The sequence below is a fragment of the Tianweitania sediminis genome, from assembly GCF_017813335.1.
Classification (GTDB): Bacteria; Pseudomonadota; Alphaproteobacteria; order Rhizobiales; family Rhizobiaceae; genus Tianweitania; species Tianweitania sediminis.
In genome coordinates, this window is record NZ_JAGIYY010000001.1 from 1,411,610 (window position 1) to 1,432,704 (window position 21,095).

Sequence of the window (21,095 nt, forward strand, 5' to 3'; positions counted from 1 at the left end):
CGATTGCTTCTAAGGAAAGGACATCATCGGACACAGCCATGCGCTATTCAGCTTTATCCGTTTTCCTCAACGGCCTTCGCGGCAACAGCAACTGGGCGGCAGCCTGGCGGCAGCCTGAGCCCAAGCCGCATTACGACGTGGTGATTGTCGGAGGCGGCGGCCACGGCCTGGCGACGGCCTATTACCTCGCCAAGCAGCATGGCATCCGCAACGTTGCAGTTCTGGAAAAAAGCTGGCTTGGTGCGGGCAATATCGGTCGCAACACCACGATCATCCGCTCAAACTACCTCCTGCCAGGCAACAACCCGTTCTACGAATTGTCCATGAAGCTCTGGGAGGGGCTGGAACAGGACTTCAATTACAACGCAATGGTGAGCCAGCGCGGCGTCTTGAACCTGTACCACACGGATGCGCAGCGCGACGCCTATACCCGTCGCGGCAACGCCATGCGTCTGCATGGGGTGGATGCCGAGCTGCTCGATCGTGAGGCGGTTCGCGAGCGGCTGCCTTTCTTCGACTATGACAATGCGCGCTTTCCGATCAAAGGCGGCCTTCTCCAGCCGCGTGGCGGCTCGGTGCGCCACGACGCCGTGGCCTGGGGCTATGCACGTGGTGCGGACGAGCGCGGCGTGGACATCATCCAGCATTGCGAAGTCACCGGCATCCGCCGCGAAAACGGGCGGGTCGTGGGGGTGGAAACCACCAAGGGCTTCATCGGCACAAACAAGCTTGCTCTGGCCACGGCCGGCCATTCCTCGCAAACCGCGCGCATGGTGGACATGACGCTTCCGCTGGAAAGCCATGTGCTGCAGGCGTTCGTGTCGGAGGGACTGAAGCCCTTCATCGACTCCGTTGTCACCTATGGTGCCGGGCACTTCTACGTATCGCAGTCTAACAAGGGTGGCCTCGTGTTTGGCGGCGACATCGACGGCTACAACTCCTATGCGCAGCGCGGCAACCTCGCGACGGTCGAGCATGTGGCAGAAGCGGGCGTCGCCATGATCCCTAGCCTGTCGCGGGTGCGCGTGCTCCGCTCCTGGGGTGGCGTTATGGACATGTCGATGGACGGTTCACCCATCATCGACCGCACCCACATCGACAATCTCTACCTGAATGCCGGCTGGTGCTATGGAGGCTTCAAGGCAACGCCTGCGTCTGGCTTCTGCTTTGCTCATCTGATTGCGACCGGCGAACCGCACGCGACGGCGCGGGCTTTCCGCCTTGATCGCTTCCGCCGCGGCTATGTGATCGATGAAAAAGGGCAGGGCCCGCAGCCGAACCTCCATTAAGGAACAGCCGATATGGCAAGCTTGATCCGCTGCCCGCATTGTGGGGCGCGACCCAAGGAAGAGTTCACCATCCGCGGCGCAGCCGTGACGCGCCCGCAGCCGGACGCCGGCGAGGATGCGTGGTACGCGTATGTTTACCTGCGCGACAACCCAATGGGTCCCTTCGACGAATATTGGCACCACACGTCCGGCTGCCGGCGCTGGCTGGTTGTGTCGCGCGACACGCGCACGCACGAGACCTACGGCGTTCGCGATGCAGCGGCTGTTGCCGGGGAGAGCCGCTCATGACCGCGTATCGTCTCGGGCAAGGCGGACGCATCGACCGCTCCCGCACCCTGGGCTTCACCTTCGACGGCACGGCTCTTTCGGGGCATCCTGGTGACACTCTAGCTTCCGCGCTGCTGGCCAACAACCGCCTCCTTGTAGGCCGCTCCTTCAAGTACCACCGTCCGAGGGGCGTTGTTGCGGCCGGTGCAGCCGAACCGAACGCGCTGGTGACCGTAGGGTCCGCGGGGCGCCGCGAGCCCAACAGCCGCGCCACCATGGTGGAACTGCATGACGGTTTGCGTGCCGAAAGCCAGAACCGCTGGCCCTCCCTGAACTGGGATGTGGGCGCGCTCAATGGCTTCCTGTCGCCCTTCCTGTCGGCCGGTTTCTATTACAAGACCTTTATGTGGCCGGCTTCCTTCTGGGAGAAGCTTTACGAGCCTTTCATCCGCCGTGCGGCGGGGCTTGGGCGCGCTTCCTACCATGCCGATCCCGACCGCTATGAAAAGGTCTGGGCGCATTGCGACCTTCTTGTTGTGGGCGCAGGGCCGACCGGTCTTGCCGCTGCGCTCACTGCAGGGCGCGCCGGAGCCGAAGTCATTCTTGCCGATGAAGCGTCGGAGCCGGGCGGGTCTCTCCTGTTCGACAGCGCTTCCGTTGATGGCCAGCCCGCCGGGCAGTTTGCAACCCAGATCCTCGCCGAACTTGCGACGCTGCCCAATGTCCGCCTGATGACGCGCACCACTGTGTTCGGCTGGTTCGACGACATGGTGTTTGGAGCCGCGGAGCGTGTTTCGCGCCACGTGTCGCAGCCTCTGCCCGGCCAGCCGCAGGAACGCTTGTGGCGCATCGTGGCCAAGCGCGCCATCCTGGCAACCGGCGCCGAGCAGCGGCCGCTGGTGTTTCCCGGCAATGACCGGCCCGGCGTGATGCTGGCGGATGCTGCCGTTTCCTATGCCCGCCGCTTCGGTGTGGGCGTCGGGCGGAAGGTTGCGGTTTTCGCGAACTCCGATGCAGGCGCACGTACGGCCGCCAGCTTGCAGGCGGCCGGGATCAATGTGGTGGCGCTGGTTGATGCCCGCGTAGGGCATCCCGCTGCCGTGACCGTGCCTCGTATCTTCAGCGGTGGCGTTGTTTCCGGGACGTCCGGGTCACGCGCGCTCGGCGCAATCACAGTGCGCCACGCCGGCGGCGAAGACCGGTTCGAAGCCGATGCGCTTGCCATGGCTGGCGGCTACAGCCCCCGGATCCATCTCGCCTGCCATCGCGGCGGCAAGCCGCGCTGGAGCGACGCGCATCAGGCGTTTCTCGCCCCGGAAGGGCTTGCCGGCTTGACACTAGCCGGCTCTGCTGCGGGCGCGCGTACTTTGGGCGAATGCCTGTCCCAGGGAGCAGCCGAAGCAGCTGCAGTGGTCGCCGATCTTGGACACACCGGAACGGCGGCACAGTTCGGCGCCGTGGACGGCGACGTGCCGGAAGGATCGGTGCGTGCGCTGTGGCACGTCCCCGGTGGCAAAGCCTTTGTGGACTTCCAGAACGACGTGACGGTCAAGGATCTCGGCCTTGCGGTGCGAGAAGGCTTTTCCGATGTGGAACTTGCCAAGCGCTACACCACCACGGGCATGGCAACTGACCAGGGCAAGCTTTCCAACGTCAATGCCATCGGCATCCTTGCGGAAGCGCGGGGCGTGTCTCCTGCAGAGGTCGGAACCACAACCTTCCGGCCTTTCTACACGCCCGTGTCGTTTGGCGCCCTGACAGGTTCTTCCACGGGCCACCATTTCCAGCCGGTGCGACGCTCGCCCTTGCACGGCTGGGCCGAGAAGCACAACGCGGTTTTTGTTGAAACCGGGCTCTGGGTGCGCTCAAGCTGGTTTCCCCGCCAAGGCGAAACCCATTGGCGGCAGAGTGTCGATCGTGAAGTGAAGACGGTTCGCGAGGCGGCTGGGCTTTGCGACGTCTCAACACTCGGCAAGATCGAGATCTTTGGCGCGGATGCAGCCGAGTTCCTCAATCGCGTTTATTGCAATGCCTTCGCCAAGCTGCCGGTCGGTAAGGCGCGCTATGGCCTCATGCTGCGCGAAGACGGCATGATCTACGACGACGGCACCACCAGCCGTTTGGACGAGAACCACTTCTTCATGACCACCACCACGGCGCTTGCCGCTGGTGTCATGAACCACCTCGAGTTCTGTGCGCAAACGCTGTGGCCGGATCTTGATGTCCGGATGGCGTCGTCCACTGATCAGTGGGCACAGATGGCAATCGCCGGACCTTTGTCGCGCGCCATTCTGCAGGTGATCGTGGACGAGGACCTGTCGGACGAGAACGTGCCGTTCCTCGCAGCAAAGACGGTGAGCCTGTTTGGCGGACAGCTCGAAGGCCGGCTTTACCGCATCTCGTTTTCGGGAGAGCTTGCTTATGAACTCGGCGTTCCGGCAGGCTTCGGCGAAGCGGTGGCCGATGCGCTGATGGAAGCAGGCGAGCCGCACGGCATCTGTGCCTATGGCGCGGAAGCGCTCGGCGTGCTGCGCATCGAAAAGGGTCACGTCACCCACGCAGAAATCAATGGTACGGTGACCGCTGAGGATCTCGGCTTCGGCCGCATGGTTTCGCAAAAGAAGGTCGATTTTATCGGCAAGCATATGCTGGAGCGGGAAGGGCTGGTGGATGCCGAGCGGCCACGGCTGGTTGGCGTCAAGCCGCTGAACCCGGAACAGAGCTTCCGCACCGGAGCGCATATCCTGGCCAAGGGCGCCGAAGCGACGCTGGAAAACGACCAGGGTTACGTCACTTCTTCGGCCTTCTCGCCGCATGTGGGCTCCACGATTGGCCTTGCCCTTGTGACCCGCGGACCCGACCGACACGGCGAAGAGGTCGTGATCTGGAATGCGCTTGCGGGCGAGACGGTCCCAGGCGTGTTGTGCGACCCCAATTTCGTCGACCCGAGCAATGAGAAGCTTCATGCCTGAGTTTGCGCTCGTTTCGCGGCCGGCCCTGCCGCATTCACCCGTGGGGGACGCATCCCGGGTGCGGATTGAAGCCCTGCCGGAAGGGCATGTGCTTCATGTCTTGGCGGCTGGGGGACGCGACATCACCCCGGAGCAACTTGCATCGCTCGGCGACGGCACGGCACATGCCGTGCGCCGTTATGCACCGGGGCAGTGGTTCGTTGTTGGCAACGAAGCGCTCGGTTCCAAGGAATATCGTGAAAAGGCGGCCCGACTCGGGGCAGATGCCGCGGTGTCAGACCAAAGCCATGGTCGTGTGCGGGTCGCCGTGAGCGGATCCGGCGCACGCAGCCTTCTGGCGAAGGGCTGTGCTGTCGACTTTTCGCCAAGCGTCTTCGCTGTCGGCGCGACTGCGGCCACGCTCTACAATCACATCGGGATCCATGTGACACGAACGGCGGAAGACGGGTTTGAGCTTCTAGTGCTGCGCAGCTTTGCGCAGAGCCTGTGGGAAGATCTGTCCGTCAACCACGGCGAGCATTGAGTGGCCGCCGTTCGGCGACCTTCGCTTCCTCAGTCATGACGAGTCCATCCCCGGGGGGTGGGACGCCTTCGATAGGCGGTGAATTTCCCACAGACGGGAAAAAACGTGGGAAATTGAGGCGTCAGCGTCCTCGAAAACTCAGAGTTGCTTAGTTAAGCGGCTGTTTCATCGGTAGAAAATTACAGAATTCCCGTTGGTCCAGGAGCGGCAGCTACGGGAATTTCATTGCGAAGCAAAACTGATACTCATGCGTTTGCCGCAGGTAGCTTGCCCTGCAGCTGGGGCCATGCGGAGGGGGCGAAGCGACCCCGGTAAGCGCATCATTTAGCGATCCAGCATTGAACGAGAAAACAGAACCGTGGCTTCTGACAGCCAGTGGCAAGGGCATTTGGAGGTTGCGTAACGGCTTCGCTTGGCGGCTGGCCCTAATCATCTCTAACAGAAGCTCCTTGAGAGCCGCAGCTCCCCCCAATCTGGGCAGATTCGTGAGCTCCGCGTTGCCATTTTCCGGAGCCTCCAGGCATTCGGCTTGGGAACACATCTCTCTCTCGCCGCACTTTGCGTCGCCAGTGTCAAGCGTCGCCGCGCTGCTGCCGTGCTTGCGAGCCAAGTGTGCCGCCCTTCGCATCCGCGCAGTTGTGGCAAATTGTAAGAAAGGGGGCATTCCCTGATGTGATTTTCGACAGCCACACTTTGGCAAGCCCCGATGCCGGAGCGGAGAGCCGTTCACCGCAGCAGGCCAGTTGCCTCAAGGATTTCTGAAAGCATCCGCCTGCCGAATGGCGGGGGCGGGTGGAAAGTCGGACAGGCGGGCTTACGACAGCCGTTCTCACTTATCTGCCGCTCTTTCGTCGAGGCTTCAGAGCGCATGCCAGGGCGCGGGGACAACGCACATTGTTTGTGCGCTCGCTGGTCGATTGCCGCGATTCAAGTTGCAGCTACTTTGCCGCGGCTGCTTCTGGAGCCAGTGCCTCAATTAAGGACCGCTTGCCTTCCAGGATCACCCGCAGCATCGCGTCTGCGGCAGCGGTGCCGTCACCCAGGTTGATGGCTTCGTAGATCAGCCGGTGGTTTCGCGCATCGTCCTCTGCCCGGTTGTCCGCCTCATTCAGCGCTTGCTGCTGAACATCGAAGCTCATGCGGAGGAAATCCCCCACGATGTGTGCGAAACCGGCCAGCATGATGTTGTGGGATGCTTCGAACACGGCCATGTGAAACTCCACATCCGCAGCGGCATAGCCAACGCCATCTTCGGCAGCGGCCGCCATCGCTTTCTGCGCACGCTCGATGCGGCGAAGGTCATTCATCGTTGCGCGGCCCGCAGCCAGCCGAGCCGCTGCCGGCTCAATCACCTGGCGGAGTTCGATGAAGTCGCGGAACACGCACTCACCCATACCCTGGCGATGACGCCAGGTCAGAACATCGCTGTCAAACGCGTTCCAAAGGTCCGAGGATCGCACTCGCGTGCCGACGCGTTGGCGCATCTCGATTAAGCCTTTGGCGGCCAGCACCTTCAAGGCTTCCCGAAGCGAGGTGCGGCTCGCCTGAAAGCGCGCCATCAGGTCGCGTTCCCGCGGCAGCACCTCGCCCGGACGAAATTCCCCTCCCACAATGGCCTCGCCAAGAGCTTCGATGACGCGGCCTTGAAGGCCTCGCATCCGATAACCTGACTGGCTCATGTGCTAGTTTTTCCGCACCAAGGCGCTGTCTGTCGGGGATGGCTCGCTGCTGCTTCAGGTGAAGCTGGGCGTGGCATAGATCGTTCGTCCCCCAACCTTAATTTCGGTGTCGACCAGATATTTCGTCAACCCGATTGCATTCACCGAGAGACCTAAGCCCGGAGAGTCCGGAGCCTTTATCTGGCCGTTGGCATCCGGCAAGAGATGCTCCCTTGTGATCTCTACCGCAAGGGATTTGGGCTCTGCCGGGTACTCGCAGATGCGGTGGTCCGACAAACCCGCGTATGGCTGCAACGAGGCACTGAGGGCGAGGTGGGAGGTAAAGGTGTGGTTGACATACTTGACGTCTCGGGCGACCGCATAGTCCGCCACCTGCTTGGCAGGCAGGATGCCACCGATCCGGCCGCAGTCGATCTGCACAAAGCCCACGCCGCCGTAGTCGATCAGGTGTCGCGCCATGTAAACGTTGTGGGCACCCTCACCACCGGCGAGGCGGACGCGGCTGCTTCTCGCTGAAAGCGCGCTGTAGGCATCGTAAGCACTGGCGTGGAAGGGCTCTTCCAGCCATGTGGCGCCGGCGGCTTCCAGATCCGGGAGGCGCGAAGCTGCCGCCTCCAAGTCGTTGCCCCAGATCTGGCCGGCGTCGACCATCAGGAGGGCATCCGGGCCCAGCCCTTCCCGCGCGGCGCGGACATGGTCGGCATCCGTATTTCTAGAACCGGCGCCATAGCCGGCCCAGCCGAACTTGGCGGCCTGGAAGCCCCGCTCGAGCACCTGGCGAGCACGATCTCGGGTCTCGTCAGGCGTGTCGCCGAAAAGCATGGAGGCATAAGGGACTTTGGGTTCCGACGATCGATACCCGAGAAGCCGCCACACCGGCTCTCCTTTCAACTTTCCAAGAAGGTCCCACAGCGCCATTTCGACGCCGGAAAAGGTGTGTGCCGCTTGAAGCAGGTCCATGCTGTCACGCTCCACAAGCGCGGCAATACGGTGAATATCGGCCACATCATCCAGCTTTTGCCCGAGAACCGAGTCGCCCACCGGGCGGCAAACGCCGTGCGACATCGGGCAAACGAAAGCTGCTATCGACGTGAGCGGCGAGGCTTCACATTCACCCCACCCTTCAAGCCCTCCGCCTCGCACGCGTACCAGCAAGGCATCCTGACTTCCATCCGCCGCGGTCGTGACCTCCGGCATCGCTAGGTAAAAGAAGTCAACCGCCTCGATCTTCATGAACGCCATCCACTTGCATGAGCCACATCTGCGGCAACGTCTTAGGTACGACTTTTGATATCAAGGAACATTCTGGTTGGCAAAGCGCTCGACAACCCCGTTGATATAAGTATTATTTTTTTTGCCGCCTCTTCTTCTCGGAAACCACAAAGGAGTTGCACCGTGAAGCCGTTTCGCATTTTAGCTTTCGTTTTGGTAGCCGGCGCGTGGCCTGCCGCTGCCCAGGAGTTCAAGTTCGAGGCTCCCGCGCTGTTCGAGAACTGCGGGGACTCGTCGCTGGCCGACGCTCAGGCGAACGGCATCACGCTGGGTATCTCTCCGTCGCCGCCTTATTCGTCGCTTGAACCTGGAAGCGACCGTGCCAGCGGTCTTGATGTCGAAATCAATGAAGCCGCTCTTGGATGGGCTGGCATCAAGACAATACGCTACGAGGTTATGCCGTTTGGGCAGTTGATCCCGGCGCTGCTTTCATCGCGTATCGATTCAGTTGCCTCCAACATCCACGTGACACCGGATCGGCTGAAGGCGGTTTCCTTCACGAGCCCCGCCTGGTGGTACGGACCCGCCATCGTCGTCCAAAACGGCAATCCGCAATCGTTGAAGTCTTTCGACGACCTAGTTGGCAAGGAAGTGGGGGTGATCGCAGGATCGGCAGCGGACGAGTATCTGCGCAAGATCGGCGCCAAGCTCACAGTCTTCCAAACGGATGCAGATCAGTTTGCGGCAATCTCCACCGGACGAGTGGGCGCCATCGTTGAGGATGACGTGAAGGTCACCGAATATCTTAAGGCCAATCCGTCTGCCGGGATCGAGATCGTCGAGAACGTGGAAGTCCCCGAAGAAATCATCTTCGGCTACGGTTACGGCTATGCTCGGTATGCGGTTCGCAAGGAAGACTGCTCGCTACGCGCGGCCTACTCGCAGGGCTTGGCTGAAATCCGTGGGAACGGCCAGGTGTCGGCGATTCTCAAGAAGTACGGTTTGACCAACCGCAACCTTTTCTTCTTCCCGCTCTGACAAGATGCCGGCGCGCCATGCGGGGTGCGCTGGCATTCCTCAGGAATGATCCTTCATGACCTTTTTCGATTTCGGCGTTGTTGCCGAGTTCTGGCCCGTGTTCCTTCGAGGGCTCGGGATGACAGTTTTTCTGACGGTTGTTGTGATCATCCTCGCGGGCATCCTCGCCGTTCCGCTTGCCTTAGCCCGATTGTCGGGGAAGCGCTGGCTGCGGCTTCTGGCCGGTGCATACGTGGAGTTCATCCGCGCCACGCCGCTCATCCTGCAGCTCATCTACATCTATTACGTGCTGCCGATGGCGGGCATTCGACTGGACCCCATCGCTGCGGCGATCGTCGGTCTTACCTTGAACTACGCCGCCTACATGAGCGAAGTCTATCGAAGCGGCATTCAGGCGGTGTCGCGCAATCAATACGAGGCGGCGAGCAGCCTTGGCTTGCGCCCCTTCGTGACCTTCGGCAAGATCATCTTTCCGCAGGCGTTCCGCATCGTGCTGCCGGCGCTCGGAAATTATTTCATCGCGCTGTTCAAGGACACCGCTCTGGCTTCCGTGGTCACAGTGCAGGAATTGATGTTCAGCGGGCAAATCATTGCAGCGCGCAACTATCAGTATTTCACCGTCTATACGGTGACGGCGCTGCTGTATTGCGCGGTCGGCTACCCCGCGGCGCTTCTGGTTCAACGCCTTGAGACATGGTCAAAGCGGGGCTGGGCGAATTCCGGCTGATCTGACCAAAAGGTTGGATTCAAGGGCAGTGAAGCACCGGCCCCAGCCCAACGCCCCGGCGGCGCAGCCACGAGGCGAATGCCGGCCAGGAGGACTGCTTCAGCCTTCCCGAGGAGACTGCCGGCTAAGCGCCTGCTTCGGAAGAACCTGCCGGGCTCAATCCGCAGCCGTTGTTTGCCTTTGCTCGCCGAGACCCCCGATGCCAAGCCTGATGGTTTGGCCGGGGCGCAGAAAGACCGGCGGCTTCTGGCCCATGCCGACACCGGGCGGAGTGCCCGTTGTGATGATGTCGCCGCTTTGCAGGCTCATGAAGCGGCTGACATAGCTCACGAGATGCGCAACGCCGAAGATCATCGTCTTCGTGGATCCCTCCTGGTAGCGCTTGTTATCGACCTCAAGCCACAAGGACAGGTTCTGTGGGTCCTGGATCTCATCGGCCGTCACCATCCAGGGGCCGATGGGGCCAAACGTGTCCGCGCCCTTGCCCTTGTCCCAGGTGCCTCCGCGCTCGTTCTGAAACTCGCGTTCCGAAACGTCGTTGACGACGCAATAACCGGCAACGTGGCTCAGCGCATCCGCCTCGTCGATGTATTTTCCGCCTTGTCCGATCACCACGCCCAGTTCCACTTCCCAGTCCGTCTTCACGGAACCGCGGGGAATAAGGACGGTGTCGTTGGGACCGCAAATAGCGCTGGTGGCTTTCATGAAGATCACCGGCTCGCTTGGCGGAGTGAGGCCAGCCTCGGCGGCATGGTCTGCGTAGTTCAAGCCGATGCAAACGAACTTCCCCACGCGTCCCACGCAAGGGCCGATCCGCGGAGACCCCTCGATCAAGGGCAATGTCGACAGATCGAGGCGGCGGATGCTTTCAAGGGCCTCCGGCAGAAGTGCCGTGCTGGCGATATCATCGACCACGGTGCTCAGATCACGCAACTGGCCCTGCTTATCCAACACGGCTGGCCGCTCGCGGCCGGGCTCGCCCACTCGAAGAAGTTTCATGCTGTTGATCCCAGATGCTAGTAGGTTGCCCGTCCGCCGGACAGGTCGAAAACCGCGCCGGTGGTGAATGTATTTTCCGCGCTGACCAGCCAGGCGACCATCGCGGCAGCCTCGCCTAGCTCAAGAAACCGTCCCCTCGGAATGCGTGACAGCATGTAGTCGATATGGCTCTGCTGCATTTGTTCGAAAATGCGCGTCCGCGCCGCGGCGGGCGTGACACAGTTCACGGCGATGTTCTTGTTGGCTGTTTCCTTGCCCAGCGATTTCGTCAAGGCGATTACCCCGGCCTTGGAAGCCGAATAAGCGGCCGCGTTGGGGTTTCCTTCCTTGCCGGCGATCGACGCGACATTGACGATCCGGCCGTAATCGCGGGCAATCATGCCCGGCACCACTGCTTTGCAGCAGTGGAACACGCCGTTCAGGTTGATGTCGATGATCCGCTTCCACTCATCGAGTGGATAATCCGCAACGGTCGCATTGGCGCCGGCGATACCCGCGTTGACAACCAAGATATCGATCCCGCCCAGGCGCTGCTCGGTAGCGGAAACGGCTTGCTGAACAGCCGCGAAATCTGTTTGATCGACAACCTCGAAGGCGCCGCCGATGTGCGAGGCAGTTTGCTTCACGAGGTCGGCGTCCACATCCCAAAGCGACACCTTCGCGCCGGACGCGACAAGGCGTTCCGCGACTGCTCGGCCGAGTCCCTGGGCGCCGCCGGTCACAACTGCTGTACGGCCTTGCAAGTCGATCTGATTCATGAGGTCCTCCGGTAAGAATCAGTTGGCGAAGAAGCCGGTCGCGTCAGGCGTATAACGTGAGACACGATCGCGATCGAGGTCGATGCCCAGTCCGGGCCGATCGGGGATGACGAGGCAGCCAGCGGCGTCGAGCTCGAAAGGGGCGGCTGTCAGCTTGTCGACATAGGCGCTGCCGCCGATATATTCGACCAGCGTCGCGCCATGCAAAGCGGTGGCGAGCTGAAGGTCGGCGGCAAGTCCAAGCGCCGTGTTCCAGCCGTGACCGACATACCGGACGCCGAACTCCTCGGCCATCCAGGCGATGCGACGCTGTTCACTGATCCCTCCGACTTTGGTGACGTCAGGCTGGACGATGTCGAAAGCGCCTCGTGCCAGCCATGGCAAAAAGGACTGGCGGCGCGTCAACACCTCGCCGCCGGAGATCGGCACAGGGCTTTGGCGGCGCAACTCCACGAAATCCTCGAGGGCATCTGGCTTAACGGCTTCTTCGAACCAGCCGACGTCATAATCCGCCAGCATCCGCGCTGCGTTCAAGGCCCATTTCAGGCCGTTGGGCCAATAAGCATCGCTGGCGCCAGCGTCCACAAAAAGCTGTGCGTCGGGTCCGATTGCTTCGCGTGTCGCCCGAACGATCGCCTCGTCAAGCCTGCTGCTGTTGCGACGTCCAAAAGGACCCCAGCCGATCTTGAAGGCGCGGAAGCCTCGCTCGTAGTGCTCGCGCACGACGTCGCCCATCCGCTCGGGAGCTTCCATCAGCAAGGAGCAGTAGGGCCGCACCACGTCGCGATAGCGACCGCCGAGCAGGCGACCGACTGAGAGGCCGGTGGCCTTGCCCAGGATGTCCCATAAGGCAATGTCGATCCCGCTGATGGCATGGGTGAGCGATCCGCCGCGCCCCATCCAGAACGTATTCTGATGAAGCTTTTCCGAGACCCGCTCCGGTTCAAGAGCGTTCTCGCCCATGAAGAGCGGTTCCAGCACCTGGACCGCCGCTTCCACCAACCTTCCGTCAGTGAAGACGCTGCCGAAGCCCGAGATACCGCCGTCGGTGTGAACCGCAATCAAGGCATGGATGGAGTCCTGTGCCTTGATCTCATGCGACCAGCCGCCGGCGGGACTTTCCCCAAGCAGCGGAGCCACCCGGATTGAGGTGATCCGCAAAGGCGCAAGTGCGGCAGGGCCCCTTGAGGTCGCATCCGAATGAAAAGGCATCTCCAGTCCTTTCAAGACCGCGCCACCGTTGACGGCAATATCGTATACAATTATACGAGGCAAGTGCATGGGGATTATCATGGAAGCTGTGAGCGTCAAGAGCCGCATCGTCTGCAACATCGATTTCGAGAAGGACGGTCGCCAGGCCGGCTACGCGCGAGCGCCGTTGTCGCGAAACAATTCGGGCTGGGGCACGGTCGAGATCCCAATCATCGTCGTGAAGAACGGGAATGGCCCAACGGTTCTGCTGACTGGCGGCGTCCACGGCAACGAATATGAAGGGCCCATCGCGATTTCGCGGCTGGCACAATCCCTGGATCCAGGCGCCGTCAACGGCCGCGTCATCATGATGCCGGCGGTGAATATCCCTGCAGTGCTGGCCGACACGCGGCTGACCCCGGTGGACAACTGGGACATCAACCGCTGTTTTCCGGGCAATCCCAAAGGGACCTTCAGCCAGATGCTCGCCCACTTCCTGGACAGCGTCATCCTGCCTATGGCCGACATCTCGGTCGACATGCATACGGCAGGGACGTCATTTGACTCCGCACTTTCGACCAACATGCATTATCTGCCTGACGCGACTATGCGCGAAAAGACGATGGCCGCAGCGGCAGCCTTTGGTGCTCCCTACAATGTCGTTTTCGGCGGCGTTGATGAGAGCTCCACCTTCACCTCCTGCGTTGAGCGCCGCGGCATCATCTCGCTTGGAACGGAACTTGGCGGCTGGGGTCGCGTGAACATCGAAGGCGTGCGCATCGGACGGCGCGGTGTCGACAACATCCTCAAGCACATGGGGGTGATCGGGGGGGCGCCAGAAACCGAGCAAAAGGATGGTGCGACGAGAACCCGGCACATGATGGTGCGCGACCCAGCCTCCTACACGTTTGCGCCAAGGGGTGGTCTGTTCGAGCCTACCCATTATGTCGGCGAGGAGGTTCAGGCCGGCGAGGTCGCCGGGTGGGTTCACTTCATTGAAGACGTCGACACGGCTCCCATCGAGCTGAGATACGCCAAGGACGGCGTGATCTGGTTCGGAGCTGGGCCAGGACGCGTAGCCCGCGGGGACGCGGTTGCGATCGTCATGGAAGACTACGACGACCGCTGGCCATCCTGAGGAAAGCACGCGTCATGAAAGCTCGCCGCATCCTCATCGTGGAATGCATGCAGGAGATCTCGTCGTTCAATCCGGTCCAGTCGGGCTATGAAAATTTCGATGTGGAGCGCGGGGAGGAGCTATATCGCCAGCGCGGCCGCAACACCGCCGTGGGCGGGGCTCTCTCAATCTTCGAGGCGGATCCGACAATTCAGGTGGTGCCTGCTTATGCCGCGCGCGCCGGCAGCGCCGGCCTGTTGTCGGCCACAGGCTGGACCCGGTTGCGCGATGAAATGATGGCAGCCGTTCGTGACGGCTTGCAGGACATCGACGGCATCTACGTTTCGTTGCACGGGGCCATGGGAGCAGATGGGGAACTCGACCCCGAAGGCGAGATCTTGACGCGTGTCCGCGAGTTGGCGGGCGATGCGCTGCCGATCGTCATTTCCCTCGACCTTCACGGAATTCTGACCGAAAGGATGATCCGCCAGGTCGACGGGATCGCCATCTACCACACCTATCCACATGTGGACTTCGCCGATACCGGCGCACGCGCTGCCCGACTGCTGCTCGACCTGTTGAACGGCAAGCGCAAGCCGGTTATCGCGCGGTGCATCATTCCGGCCCTTGTGCGGGGCGACGAATTGATCACGCGAACCGGCTGCTATGGCGACCTTATCGGGGAATGCCGGCGGCTGGAGCGGGACGGCACGGCGCTTTCGGCAGGCATCATGATCGGCAATCCCTTCACGGACGTTCCTGAGCTGTGCAGCCAGATCGTGATCGTCAGCGATGGCGAGGAGGAAAGCGCGCGCAGGGAAGCGGAGCGCCTGGCTTCCGAATTCTGGCCGCTTCGTCACCGCATGCAAGGCAAACTGGTCGATCTTGATCGAGCAATCGCCCAGGCGCGAACGTTGAATGGGCCGGTGTGCTTCACCGATGCGGCCGATGCGACCTCTTCTGGCGCTACTGGCGATTCCAACATCATCCTCGAGGCTCTTCTGGCGGCAGGCTATGGACGGCGCGTATTGGCCCAGATCGTCGATCCGGAAGCGGCGGCCGCGGCCCATCGTGCAGGCGTGGGAGCGCAGATCGAGGTCTCGTTGGGCGGCGCGATGGATCCGCGGCGGTTCGTGCCAATGAAGGTGCAGGCGCGTGTTCAGCTGCTCTCCGATGGCGAAGCAAGACTGGAAACGATGAAGCTTGGTCTTCACGCGGGGCCCACTGCGGTTCTTGCTTTCGACAACTTCACGGTTGTGGTGATGAGCCGCTCAGTCAGCCTGTTCGACCGCGCGATGTATTACGCCAATGGCCTTAACCCCAAGGCTTTCGATCTGGTGGTCGTGAAGTCACCGCACACCGAATACCACATGTTCGATGCCTGGGTAGAAAAGAACTTCAACATTGACGCTCCCGGAGCCACCTCGGCCGACGTGAAGAAGCTCGGGCATACCAAATGCATGCGGCCGATCTACCCTCTCGACGACATCGTCGATTACAAGCCAGCAGCTTCCTTGTTTTCGCGGCCTGACGCGAGCTGAGACCTATGCAAATCGAGGCGGTTGATCTCTTCTACCTTTCTATGCCGGAAGTGACCGATGAGGTTGACGGCTCCCAGGACGCCTTGCTGGTGCGCGTCCGTGCCGGTGGGCTGGAAGGTTGGGGTGAATGCGAGGCTGCTCCGCTGCCGTCGATCGCCGCTTTTGTTTGCCCCATGTCGCATGGCGCGTGCCGACCTGTGTCGGCATCGGTTCTCGGCGAGACAATCGACACTCCCGCCGATATTTCGCGGATTGCTGCTCGGGTGGAGTACGATTCCATGGACTTGTTGCAGGCGCCGCACACCTTTTCCGGCGTCGAGATGGCGCTCTGGGATTTGCTCGGAAAGAAGCATTCCGTACCCGTATGGCGCCTGCTGGGCCAGTCGCGTTCGCACCCGAAGATCCCTTATGCATCGCTGCTCTTCGGCGACACACCTGAAGAAACGCTGATGCGTGCGAGGAAAGCGCGGGCAGACGGTTTCAACGCTGCGAAGTTCGGCTGGGGGCCGATTGGAAGATCAGCCGCATCCGATGATGACGAGCAGTTCGTCGCGGCTCGCGAAGGTCTCGGGTCCGACGCTCACCTCATGGTCGATGTCGGGCAAGTCTTCGGTGATGATGTGGCGGCGGCGGCGGCACGCCTGCGTGGGCTCGAAGCTGCCCGCGCACTTTGGCTGGAGGAGCCGTTTCATGCCGGTGCTCTTGAGGCGCATGCTCAGCTTGCCGCTCGCTGCCAAAGGGTGCGCATTGCCGGAGGAGAGGCGGCGCACAACGTGTACATGGCGCGCCACCTGATTGATTACGGCGCGGTGGGCTATATTCAGATCGACTGCGGCCGTATCGGCGGCATCGCGCCAGCCACCAAGGTTGCAGAAATGGCGGTTGCGGCCGGAGTGACGTATGTCAACCACACCTTCACGTCGCACCTCGCGCTGTCCGCGTCGATGCAGCCCTTTGCAGGCTTGGAAGATCATCGCATCTGCGAATATCCCGCGGCACCCAAGGACCTGGCTGTTGCGATCACATCCAACCACATCACGAGACGCGGTAACGGCACAATCATCGCGCCGGAGGCACCCGGTCTCGGGGTTGCGATCGACGTGGAGCGGATCAGGCCCTATCTGGTTGAAACCGAGATCACGGTTGGCAAGCAGGTGCTTTACCGCACCCCCGTCCTTTAACCAGCGCCAGATCAGCCTAAGGCGCCAGAGTTCCTGGAAAGTGGCACGCCGCCCGCTGGCCTGCTGCTGTTTCTGCCAGCGGTGGCTCCTGCTGCTTGCAGATGGGTTGCGCGATCGGGCAGCGCGTGTGGAAGCGGCAGCCTGATGGGGGATTTGCAGGGTTTGGTAGATCGCCTTTGATCGCGGCGTACCGCGTCTTTCCGCGGTTGCGCGAAGGCGCCGAACGAAGCAGCGCCACGGTGTAGGGGTGCTGCGGTGTGTCGAAGATTTCGTGCTTGGTGCCGATCTCGACGATCTTGCCCAAATACATTACGGCGACCCGATCGGAGATGTGCCGGATGACGCCCAGATCATGGCTGATGAACAGGTAGGTCAGGCCGAGTTCATGCTTCAGATCCTGAAGCAGATTGAGGATCTGCGCTTGGATGGAAACGTCGAGTGCGGAAGCGGCCTCGTCGCAGACGATGAAGCTGGGGTTGAGCGCAAGCGCACGCGCGATGCAGATGCGCTGACGCTGCCCGCCCGAGAACTCATGGGGAAAGCGGGCGGCGTGGTAGGTCGCTAGGCCCACCTGCCCAAGCAGTTGCGAAAGACGCTTTTGCCGCGCGACGGCATCGCCGACGCCGTGGATAACCAGCGGCTCCATGATGAGTTCACCGACGCTCATGCGTGGGTTGAGCGCCCCAAGCGGATCCTGGAAGATGATCTGCATGTGCTGGCGCATGGAGCGCAGCACGCCTGCGTCGAGCGTTTGAAGGTTCTGGCCGTTGAACCGGACCTCGCCGCCACTTGGCTCGAGCAGGTGTAGAACCAGGCGTCCCACCGTTGTTTTGCCGCAGCCGCTTTCGCCGACCAGGCCGACGGTTTCGCCCCGCCCGACATCGAAGGAGATGTCGTCGACAGCGCGCACCGCGCGCTTCTTGCCGAACATGCCGCCTTTGCCTTCAAACTGCTTTTCCAGCGCCCGGACGCTGAGGAGTGGGTCACTCTGCTCAAAGGGTGTCATGGTGCCACCTCCTCGGAAGCAGGGAAGTGGTAGCCGTGGTTGCGAATGCAGGCCGCCTCATGATGCGGTTGGAAAGGCATCAGCCAAGGCCGCGCGGCGCGGCACGGCGGTCGCGAATAGGTGCAGCGAGGCTCAAATCGACATCCAGACGGCAGATCGAAGGGCGGTGGTACTGAGCCGGGGATCGCGTAAAGGCGTTCAACGTCTTGCAGGGACGAGGGAATGCTCGCCAGGAGGCCTTCCGTGTAAGGATGTCCCGGCCGTGCAAACAATTCCGCTGCCGGCGCATCCTCCACCACTTGCCCAGCATACATCACCAGCACGCGGTCAGCGAAAGAGGACACAACGCCTAGATCATGGGTGATCATGATCGTGCCCATTTGATATTCGTCCTGCAGGTCCTGCAGCAGTTCCAGGATCTGCGCTTGGATGGTGACATCAAGGGCCGTTGTGGGTTCATCGGCGATGAGCACCCGCGGACCGCAGGCGAGGGCCATAGCGATCATGACCCGCTGGCGCATTCCACCCGACATCTGATGCGGATATTCGTTGAAGCGCTGTTCGGCGGCAGGAATCCCCACGCGCCGGAGAGCCGCCACGGCGCGATCGCGCGCTTCTCTTCTTCCAACCTTGTTGTGACGCCTTATGGTTTCGACGATCTGGTGCCCAACCGAAAGAACCGGATTAAGCGCCGTCATGGGCTCCTGGAAGATCATGGCGATCTGAGAGCCGCGAAGCGATTCGTACCGGCTCTCCTTCGCCGAAAGCAGATCTTCTCCCCCCAGCATGAGCCGGTCGGCCGTGACCTGGGCATTCGGCGGCAAGAGCCGCAACAGCGCCAGAGCGGAAACGCTTTTTCCGCTGCCTGACTCCCCCACGATACCCAACACTTCACCTTGCCGGAGGGTGAAGCTGATCCCATCCACGACCTGGAGCTTGCCGAAGGAAACCCGGAGGTTTTGCACTTCGAGCAGCGGCTCCCCCGAGAAATCTGAGGCGGGCGCAGGTGAAGAAAAGGTGGCGGCAATCGACATCAATCAAAATCGTATACGATTATACGATTGAAGCAAGCCCTTCTCCGTTCAGCCTGCCTTCCGCTTTCGGTTACGACGCCGAAGCTCAATTAGCCCCTCATAGTCCAGCGCCCGGCTGTAATCGAGAATGTGCACCTGCACCGCTTCGATCAGATCTCCGACGTTGCCTGCCTTGATCTTCTCCAACAACTCGTCGTGTTCTTTCACTATCAATCCGAGGTCTTTCTGCAGCGTCGACAAGCCGAAGATAATCGTGAGCTGCCGCGACAATGGCTCCCACATGTGGAGCAGCACGTCGTTGCCCGAAAGCCGGCACAGTGTTCGGTGAAACTCCGTGTCCAACCGGGCGACGCCGTAGGAATCCCCACGGTCGGCTGCTTGGTGGAGCTCCGCCACCACTTGCTCGAGCGGTTTGATCGTGGCGGAGTCGCGCCTGATTGCTTCCAGTACTTCGCGTGTAGCCAACGTCTCCAGTGCGGTTCGCACTTTCAGGATTTTTTCGAGCCGTTCAACCGTCACGTCCATCAGGCGCATGCCGCGATAACGCGCGTTGATTACGATGCCCTGGCTTTCGAGGATCCGTAGCGCTTCTCTTACCGGGACGCGGCTGACGTTGAGTGCGCGCGCCACTTCTGCCTCAACAATGCGGTCGCCCGGCAGAAAGGCGCCAGTCGCCGTGGCCTCCACGATCGCATCCACAACCTGATCAACCAGTGTCTTGCTTGCAAGCGGGGCCAACTTGGCGAACGCTTCTTTCGGAGTAGTCCGGTCGTCCATGAAAATCCTCGGGCGAGGGCGCCTTGTGTGATGTTCTGAGATCGTATACGATCATACGATAAATTGCAAAATTCCGCCGCTATGGACGGTGTGAATAAAGGCGTCAGCCTTTCGACGGGACACTCGATACAAGGGAGAAGCAGAATGGCAAAGAAGTGGAAGTTTGGCACAACCGCTCGACATATTGGGGCATCGCTGCTGCTCGCATCGGTGGCGCTGGGAGCGCCTTATGCCTCCGCGCAAACGCGAGGCGGTAGCATCACTGTTGCGCAGAGCTCCAATCCTCCCAGCCTTGATGCCATGGTGACGTCCTCCCAGGCTTCTCGCAACATCACGATGAACATCTACGAGACGCTCTATGGGTTTGACGACAAGATCCAGCCTGCCCCGATTCTGGCCGAAAGTGTTGAAGTCTCCGCGGATGGTTTGAGCTACGCTTTCAAGCTGCGTCAGGGTGTCAAGTTTCACAACGGCAAGGAGATGACGTCAGCCGACGTTAAGGCCTCCCTTGACCGCTACAAGAAGGTGGGCGCAACCCAAACCATGCTTGAGCCGGTGACGGAGATTGAGGCAACCGGTCCTTACGAAGTCACGCTTAAGCTCAAGTCGAAGGCACCCACCTTCCTGGAAGCCTTCGCGTCGCCTCGCGCCCCGGCCGTCATCATTCCCGCCGAAGAAGCTTCCAAGCCCGCGAACGAAATTTCGTTCATCGGAACAGGCCCCTTCAAGTTCGTGGAGTACGTGCCTGACAGTCATGTGAAGCTCGAGCGCTTCGAAGACTATTCAGCCAATGAAGCGTTCCAATCCATGGACGGTTTCGGCGGCAAAAAGACCGCCTATCTAGACACTGTGACCTTCCGAGTAATTCCTGAGCCCGGCGCCGCCGTGGCTGCGTTGGAAAGCGGCGAGGTGCAATTGCTTGAGCAAATCCCTGTGCCAACTGCTCGGCGGCTTTCCAGCAACGACGACATCAAGATCTACGAGAACATGCCCTGGGCGGTGCTGACCTTCATCTTTAATATGAAGGAAGCGCCTGGCAACAATCTCAAGTTCCGCGAAGCTGTGCAAGCAGCTCTCAATAACGAAGAGGTGATGGCGATCGCCACGGAGGGTCTTTTCCAGCTTTATCACGGCTGGATGTATGAGGGCTCCACCTATGATGCCGGCGACGTTGGCGCGCAGTCCTATAATGTTGCGGATCCGGAAAAGGCCAAGGCCCTTTTGAAGGAAGCCAACTACAACAACGAGCCGTTCTCGATCCTGACCGACTCCACCATCCCGGAGCATGGCAAGGCTGCGGTGGTGATTGCGGAGCAGTTGAAGGCGGTGGGCATCAATGCCGTGATTAATCAGACCGATTGGCCGACCGCCTTGAAAATCCGGCTGCAGGACACCGGGTGGAACGGTTGGACGCTGATGATGGGCATCGAACCCTACCTTGGACCGGCAGCGTTGGTTTCGACCCTGACCGGGGCTGCGCCGCACTTCCGTGCTAATGACCCCGAACTGGACAAGCTCTACCAGGAACTGATCTCCACGGACAGCGTCGAAGGCCGCAAGGCCGTCTTCGCCAAGATCCAAGAACGGCTTTACCAGTTCGTTGGGATCATCAAGCTGGGAGAAACCGGGCTGATGCAGGCGAGCCGTGCCAACGTGCAGGGCTTCAAGCCATTCCGCTTTCCACGCATGTACGACGTTTGGCTTGAGGGGCAATGATGCCCACAGGGCGGGAGGAGACTCCCCCGCCCTCCTGCTGCCGCAGATGTGCGTAGGCTCGCTCCTTT

The 21,095-nt window shown here is 61.2% G+C and carries 18 protein-coding genes; 10 read left to right on the plus strand and 8 right to left on the minus strand.

What is annotated here, in order from left to right:
- Positions 1 to 38 precede the first annotated feature (38 nt).
- From J5Y06_RS06855 to J5Y06_RS06870, 4 genes are read left to right on the plus strand one after another with little or no spacing between them, the layout of a single operon-like run.
- Positions 39 to 1,289, plus strand: coding sequence for a sarcosine oxidase subunit beta family protein (locus J5Y06_RS06855; protein WP_209334268.1), 1,251 nt, complete (start codon positions 39 to 41; stop codon positions 1,287 to 1,289).
- Between the two features lie 12 nt (positions 1,290 to 1,301).
- Complete coding sequence (locus J5Y06_RS06860) at positions 1,302 to 1,577, plus strand: sarcosine oxidase subunit delta (RefSeq protein WP_209334269.1); 276 nt, start codon at positions 1,302 to 1,304, stop codon at positions 1,575 to 1,577.
- On the plus strand, positions 1,574 to 4,528 hold the full coding sequence (locus tag J5Y06_RS06865; RefSeq protein WP_209334270.1) for a sarcosine oxidase subunit alpha family protein: 2,955 nt from the start codon (positions 1,574 to 1,576) through the stop codon (positions 4,526 to 4,528). The genes J5Y06_RS06860 and J5Y06_RS06865 overlap by 4 nt, the downstream gene beginning before the upstream one ends.
- Positions 4,521 to 5,051: a sarcosine oxidase subunit gamma family protein gene (locus J5Y06_RS06870; protein ID WP_209334271.1), complete on the plus strand. Its 531-nt coding sequence runs from the start codon at positions 4,521 to 4,523 to the stop codon at positions 5,049 to 5,051. The genes J5Y06_RS06865 and J5Y06_RS06870 overlap by 8 nt, the downstream gene beginning before the upstream one ends.
- 938 nt (positions 5,052 to 5,989) lie before the next feature.
- On the opposite strand, the gene J5Y06_RS06875 is transcribed toward J5Y06_RS06870, so the two are convergent.
- Together J5Y06_RS06875 and J5Y06_RS06880 are read right to left on the minus strand one after the other, a co-directional pair.
- Complete coding sequence (locus tag J5Y06_RS06875; RefSeq protein ID WP_209334272.1) at positions 5,990 to 6,730, minus strand: FadR/GntR family transcriptional regulator; 741 nt, start codon at positions 6,728 to 6,730, stop codon at positions 5,990 to 5,992.
- A 54-nt stretch (positions 6,731 to 6,784) separates the two neighbouring features.
- A complete protein-coding gene (locus J5Y06_RS06880) occupies positions 6,785 to 7,963 on the minus strand; it encodes a mandelate racemase/muconate lactonizing enzyme family protein (protein ID WP_209334273.1) in 1,179 nt (392 codons plus the stop codon).
- A gap of 162 nt (positions 7,964 to 8,125) precedes the next feature.
- Between J5Y06_RS06880 and J5Y06_RS06885 the strand changes: the two genes are divergently transcribed.
- On the plus strand, positions 8,126 to 8,980 hold the full coding sequence (locus J5Y06_RS06885) for a transporter substrate-binding domain-containing protein (protein WP_209334274.1): 855 nt from the start codon (positions 8,126 to 8,128) through the stop codon (positions 8,978 to 8,980).
- Between the two features lie 55 nt (positions 8,981 to 9,035).
- The gene (locus J5Y06_RS06890) at positions 9,036 to 9,707 is read left to right on the plus strand and encodes an amino acid ABC transporter permease (RefSeq protein WP_209334275.1); all 672 of its coding nucleotides are present in this window, start codon (positions 9,036 to 9,038) and stop codon (positions 9,705 to 9,707) included.
- Between the two features lie 156 nt (positions 9,708 to 9,863).
- On the opposite strand, the gene J5Y06_RS06895 is transcribed toward J5Y06_RS06890, so the two are convergent.
- Genes J5Y06_RS06895 through J5Y06_RS06905 form a run of 3 tightly spaced genes read right to left on the minus strand, consistent with a single transcriptional unit; the run spans position 9,864 to position 12,676 of the window.
- A complete protein-coding gene (locus J5Y06_RS06895; RefSeq protein WP_209334276.1) occupies positions 9,864 to 10,706 on the minus strand; it encodes a fumarylacetoacetate hydrolase family protein in 843 nt (280 codons plus the stop codon).
- Between the two features lie 17 nt (positions 10,707 to 10,723).
- Positions 10,724 to 11,464 (minus strand): SDR family NAD(P)-dependent oxidoreductase, encoded by a 741-nt coding sequence (locus J5Y06_RS06900; RefSeq protein ID WP_209334277.1) that lies wholly within the window; start codon positions 11,462 to 11,464, stop codon positions 10,724 to 10,726.
- Between the two features lie 18 nt (positions 11,465 to 11,482).
- A complete protein-coding gene (locus tag J5Y06_RS06905) occupies positions 11,483 to 12,676 on the minus strand; it encodes a mandelate racemase/muconate lactonizing enzyme family protein (RefSeq protein WP_209334278.1) in 1,194 nt (397 codons plus the stop codon).
- 67 nt (positions 12,677 to 12,743) lie between these two features.
- On the opposite strand from J5Y06_RS06905, the gene J5Y06_RS06910 reads away from it, so the two are divergent.
- From J5Y06_RS06910 to J5Y06_RS06920, 3 genes are read left to right on the plus strand one after another with little or no spacing between them, the layout of a single operon-like run.
- A complete protein-coding gene (locus J5Y06_RS06910) occupies positions 12,744 to 13,793 on the plus strand; it encodes a succinylglutamate desuccinylase/aspartoacylase family protein (RefSeq protein WP_245247590.1) in 1,050 nt (349 codons plus the stop codon).
- Between the two features lie 14 nt (positions 13,794 to 13,807).
- A complete protein-coding gene (locus J5Y06_RS06915) occupies positions 13,808 to 15,313 on the plus strand; it encodes a M81 family metallopeptidase (protein ID WP_209334279.1) in 1,506 nt (501 codons plus the stop codon).
- Between the two features lie 5 nt (positions 15,314 to 15,318).
- Positions 15,319 to 16,494 carry a mandelate racemase/muconate lactonizing enzyme family protein gene (locus tag J5Y06_RS06920; protein WP_209334280.1) on the plus strand — a complete coding sequence of 392 codons (1,176 nt, stop codon included), beginning with the start codon at positions 15,319 to 15,321 and terminating at the stop codon, positions 16,492 to 16,494.
- Between the two features lie 16 nt (positions 16,495 to 16,510).
- On the opposite strand, the gene J5Y06_RS06925 is transcribed toward J5Y06_RS06920, so the two are convergent.
- From J5Y06_RS06925 to J5Y06_RS06935, 3 genes are read right to left on the minus strand one after another with little or no spacing between them, the layout of a single operon-like run.
- Positions 16,511 to 17,500 carry an ABC transporter ATP-binding protein gene (locus tag J5Y06_RS06925; RefSeq protein WP_209334281.1) on the minus strand — a complete coding sequence of 330 codons (990 nt, stop codon included), beginning with the start codon at positions 17,498 to 17,500 and terminating at the stop codon, positions 16,511 to 16,513.
- Entirely contained in the window at positions 17,497 to 18,534 is a 1,038-nt protein-coding gene (locus J5Y06_RS06930) for an ABC transporter ATP-binding protein (RefSeq protein ID WP_209334282.1), read from the minus strand. The genes J5Y06_RS06925 and J5Y06_RS06930 overlap by 4 nt, the downstream gene beginning before the upstream one ends.
- A gap of 48 nt (positions 18,535 to 18,582) precedes the next feature.
- The gene (locus J5Y06_RS06935) at positions 18,583 to 19,233 is read right to left on the minus strand and encodes a GntR family transcriptional regulator (RefSeq protein ID WP_342453374.1); all 651 of its coding nucleotides are present in this window, start codon (positions 19,231 to 19,233) and stop codon (positions 18,583 to 18,585) included.
- A gap of 222 nt (positions 19,234 to 19,455) precedes the next feature.
- Between J5Y06_RS06935 and J5Y06_RS06940 the strand changes: the two genes are divergently transcribed.
- Positions 19,456 to 21,027 carry an ABC transporter substrate-binding protein gene (locus J5Y06_RS06940; protein ID WP_245247591.1) on the plus strand — a complete coding sequence of 524 codons (1,572 nt, stop codon included), beginning with the start codon at positions 19,456 to 19,458 and terminating at the stop codon, positions 21,025 to 21,027.
- Positions 21,028 to 21,095 lie beyond the last annotated feature (68 nt).

Bases quoted from the DNA above. Each gene is read 5' to 3' on its own strand.
- J5Y06_RS06920 (WP_209334280.1), top strand. From the start codon at position 15,319: ATGCAAATCGAGGCGGTTGATCTCTTCTACCTTTCTATGCCGGAAGTG.
- J5Y06_RS06925 (WP_209334281.1), bottom strand. From the start codon at position 17,500: ATGACACCCTTTGAGCAGAGTGACCCACTCCTCAGCGTCCGGGCGCTG.
- J5Y06_RS06940 (WP_245247591.1), top strand. From the start codon at position 19,456: ATGGCAAAGAAGTGGAAGTTTGGCACAACCGCTCGACATATTGGGGCA.
- J5Y06_RS06930 (WP_209334282.1), bottom strand. From the start codon at position 18,534: ATGTCGATTGCCGCCACCTTTTCTTCACCTGCGCCCGCCTCAGATTTC.
- J5Y06_RS06860 (WP_209334269.1), top strand. From the start codon at position 1,302: ATGGCAAGCTTGATCCGCTGCCCGCATTGTGGGGCGCGACCCAAGGAA.
- J5Y06_RS06855 (WP_209334268.1), top strand. From the start codon at position 39: ATGCGCTATTCAGCTTTATCCGTTTTCCTCAACGGCCTTCGCGGCAAC.
- J5Y06_RS06865 (WP_209334270.1), top strand. From the start codon at position 1,574: ATGACCGCGTATCGTCTCGGGCAAGGCGGACGCATCGACCGCTCCCGC.
- J5Y06_RS06905 (WP_209334278.1), bottom strand. From the start codon at position 12,676: ATGCCTTTTCATTCGGATGCGACCTCAAGGGGCCCTGCCGCACTTGCG.
- J5Y06_RS06915 (WP_209334279.1), top strand. From the start codon at position 13,808: ATGAAAGCTCGCCGCATCCTCATCGTGGAATGCATGCAGGAGATCTCG.
- J5Y06_RS06870 (WP_209334271.1), top strand. From the start codon at position 4,521: ATGCCTGAGTTTGCGCTCGTTTCGCGGCCGGCCCTGCCGCATTCACCC.
- J5Y06_RS06890 (WP_209334275.1), top strand. From the start codon at position 9,036: ATGACCTTTTTCGATTTCGGCGTTGTTGCCGAGTTCTGGCCCGTGTTC.
- J5Y06_RS06895 (WP_209334276.1), bottom strand. From the start codon at position 10,706: ATGAAACTTCTTCGAGTGGGCGAGCCCGGCCGCGAGCGGCCAGCCGTG.
- J5Y06_RS06875 (WP_209334272.1), bottom strand. From the start codon at position 6,730: ATGAGCCAGTCAGGTTATCGGATGCGAGGCCTTCAAGGCCGCGTCATC.
- J5Y06_RS06900 (WP_209334277.1), bottom strand. From the start codon at position 11,464: ATGAATCAGATCGACTTGCAAGGCCGTACAGCAGTTGTGACCGGCGGC.
- J5Y06_RS06910 (WP_245247590.1), top strand. From the start codon at position 12,744: ATGGGGATTATCATGGAAGCTGTGAGCGTCAAGAGCCGCATCGTCTGC.
- J5Y06_RS06880 (WP_209334273.1), bottom strand. From the start codon at position 7,963: ATGAAGATCGAGGCGGTTGACTTCTTTTACCTAGCGATGCCGGAGGTC.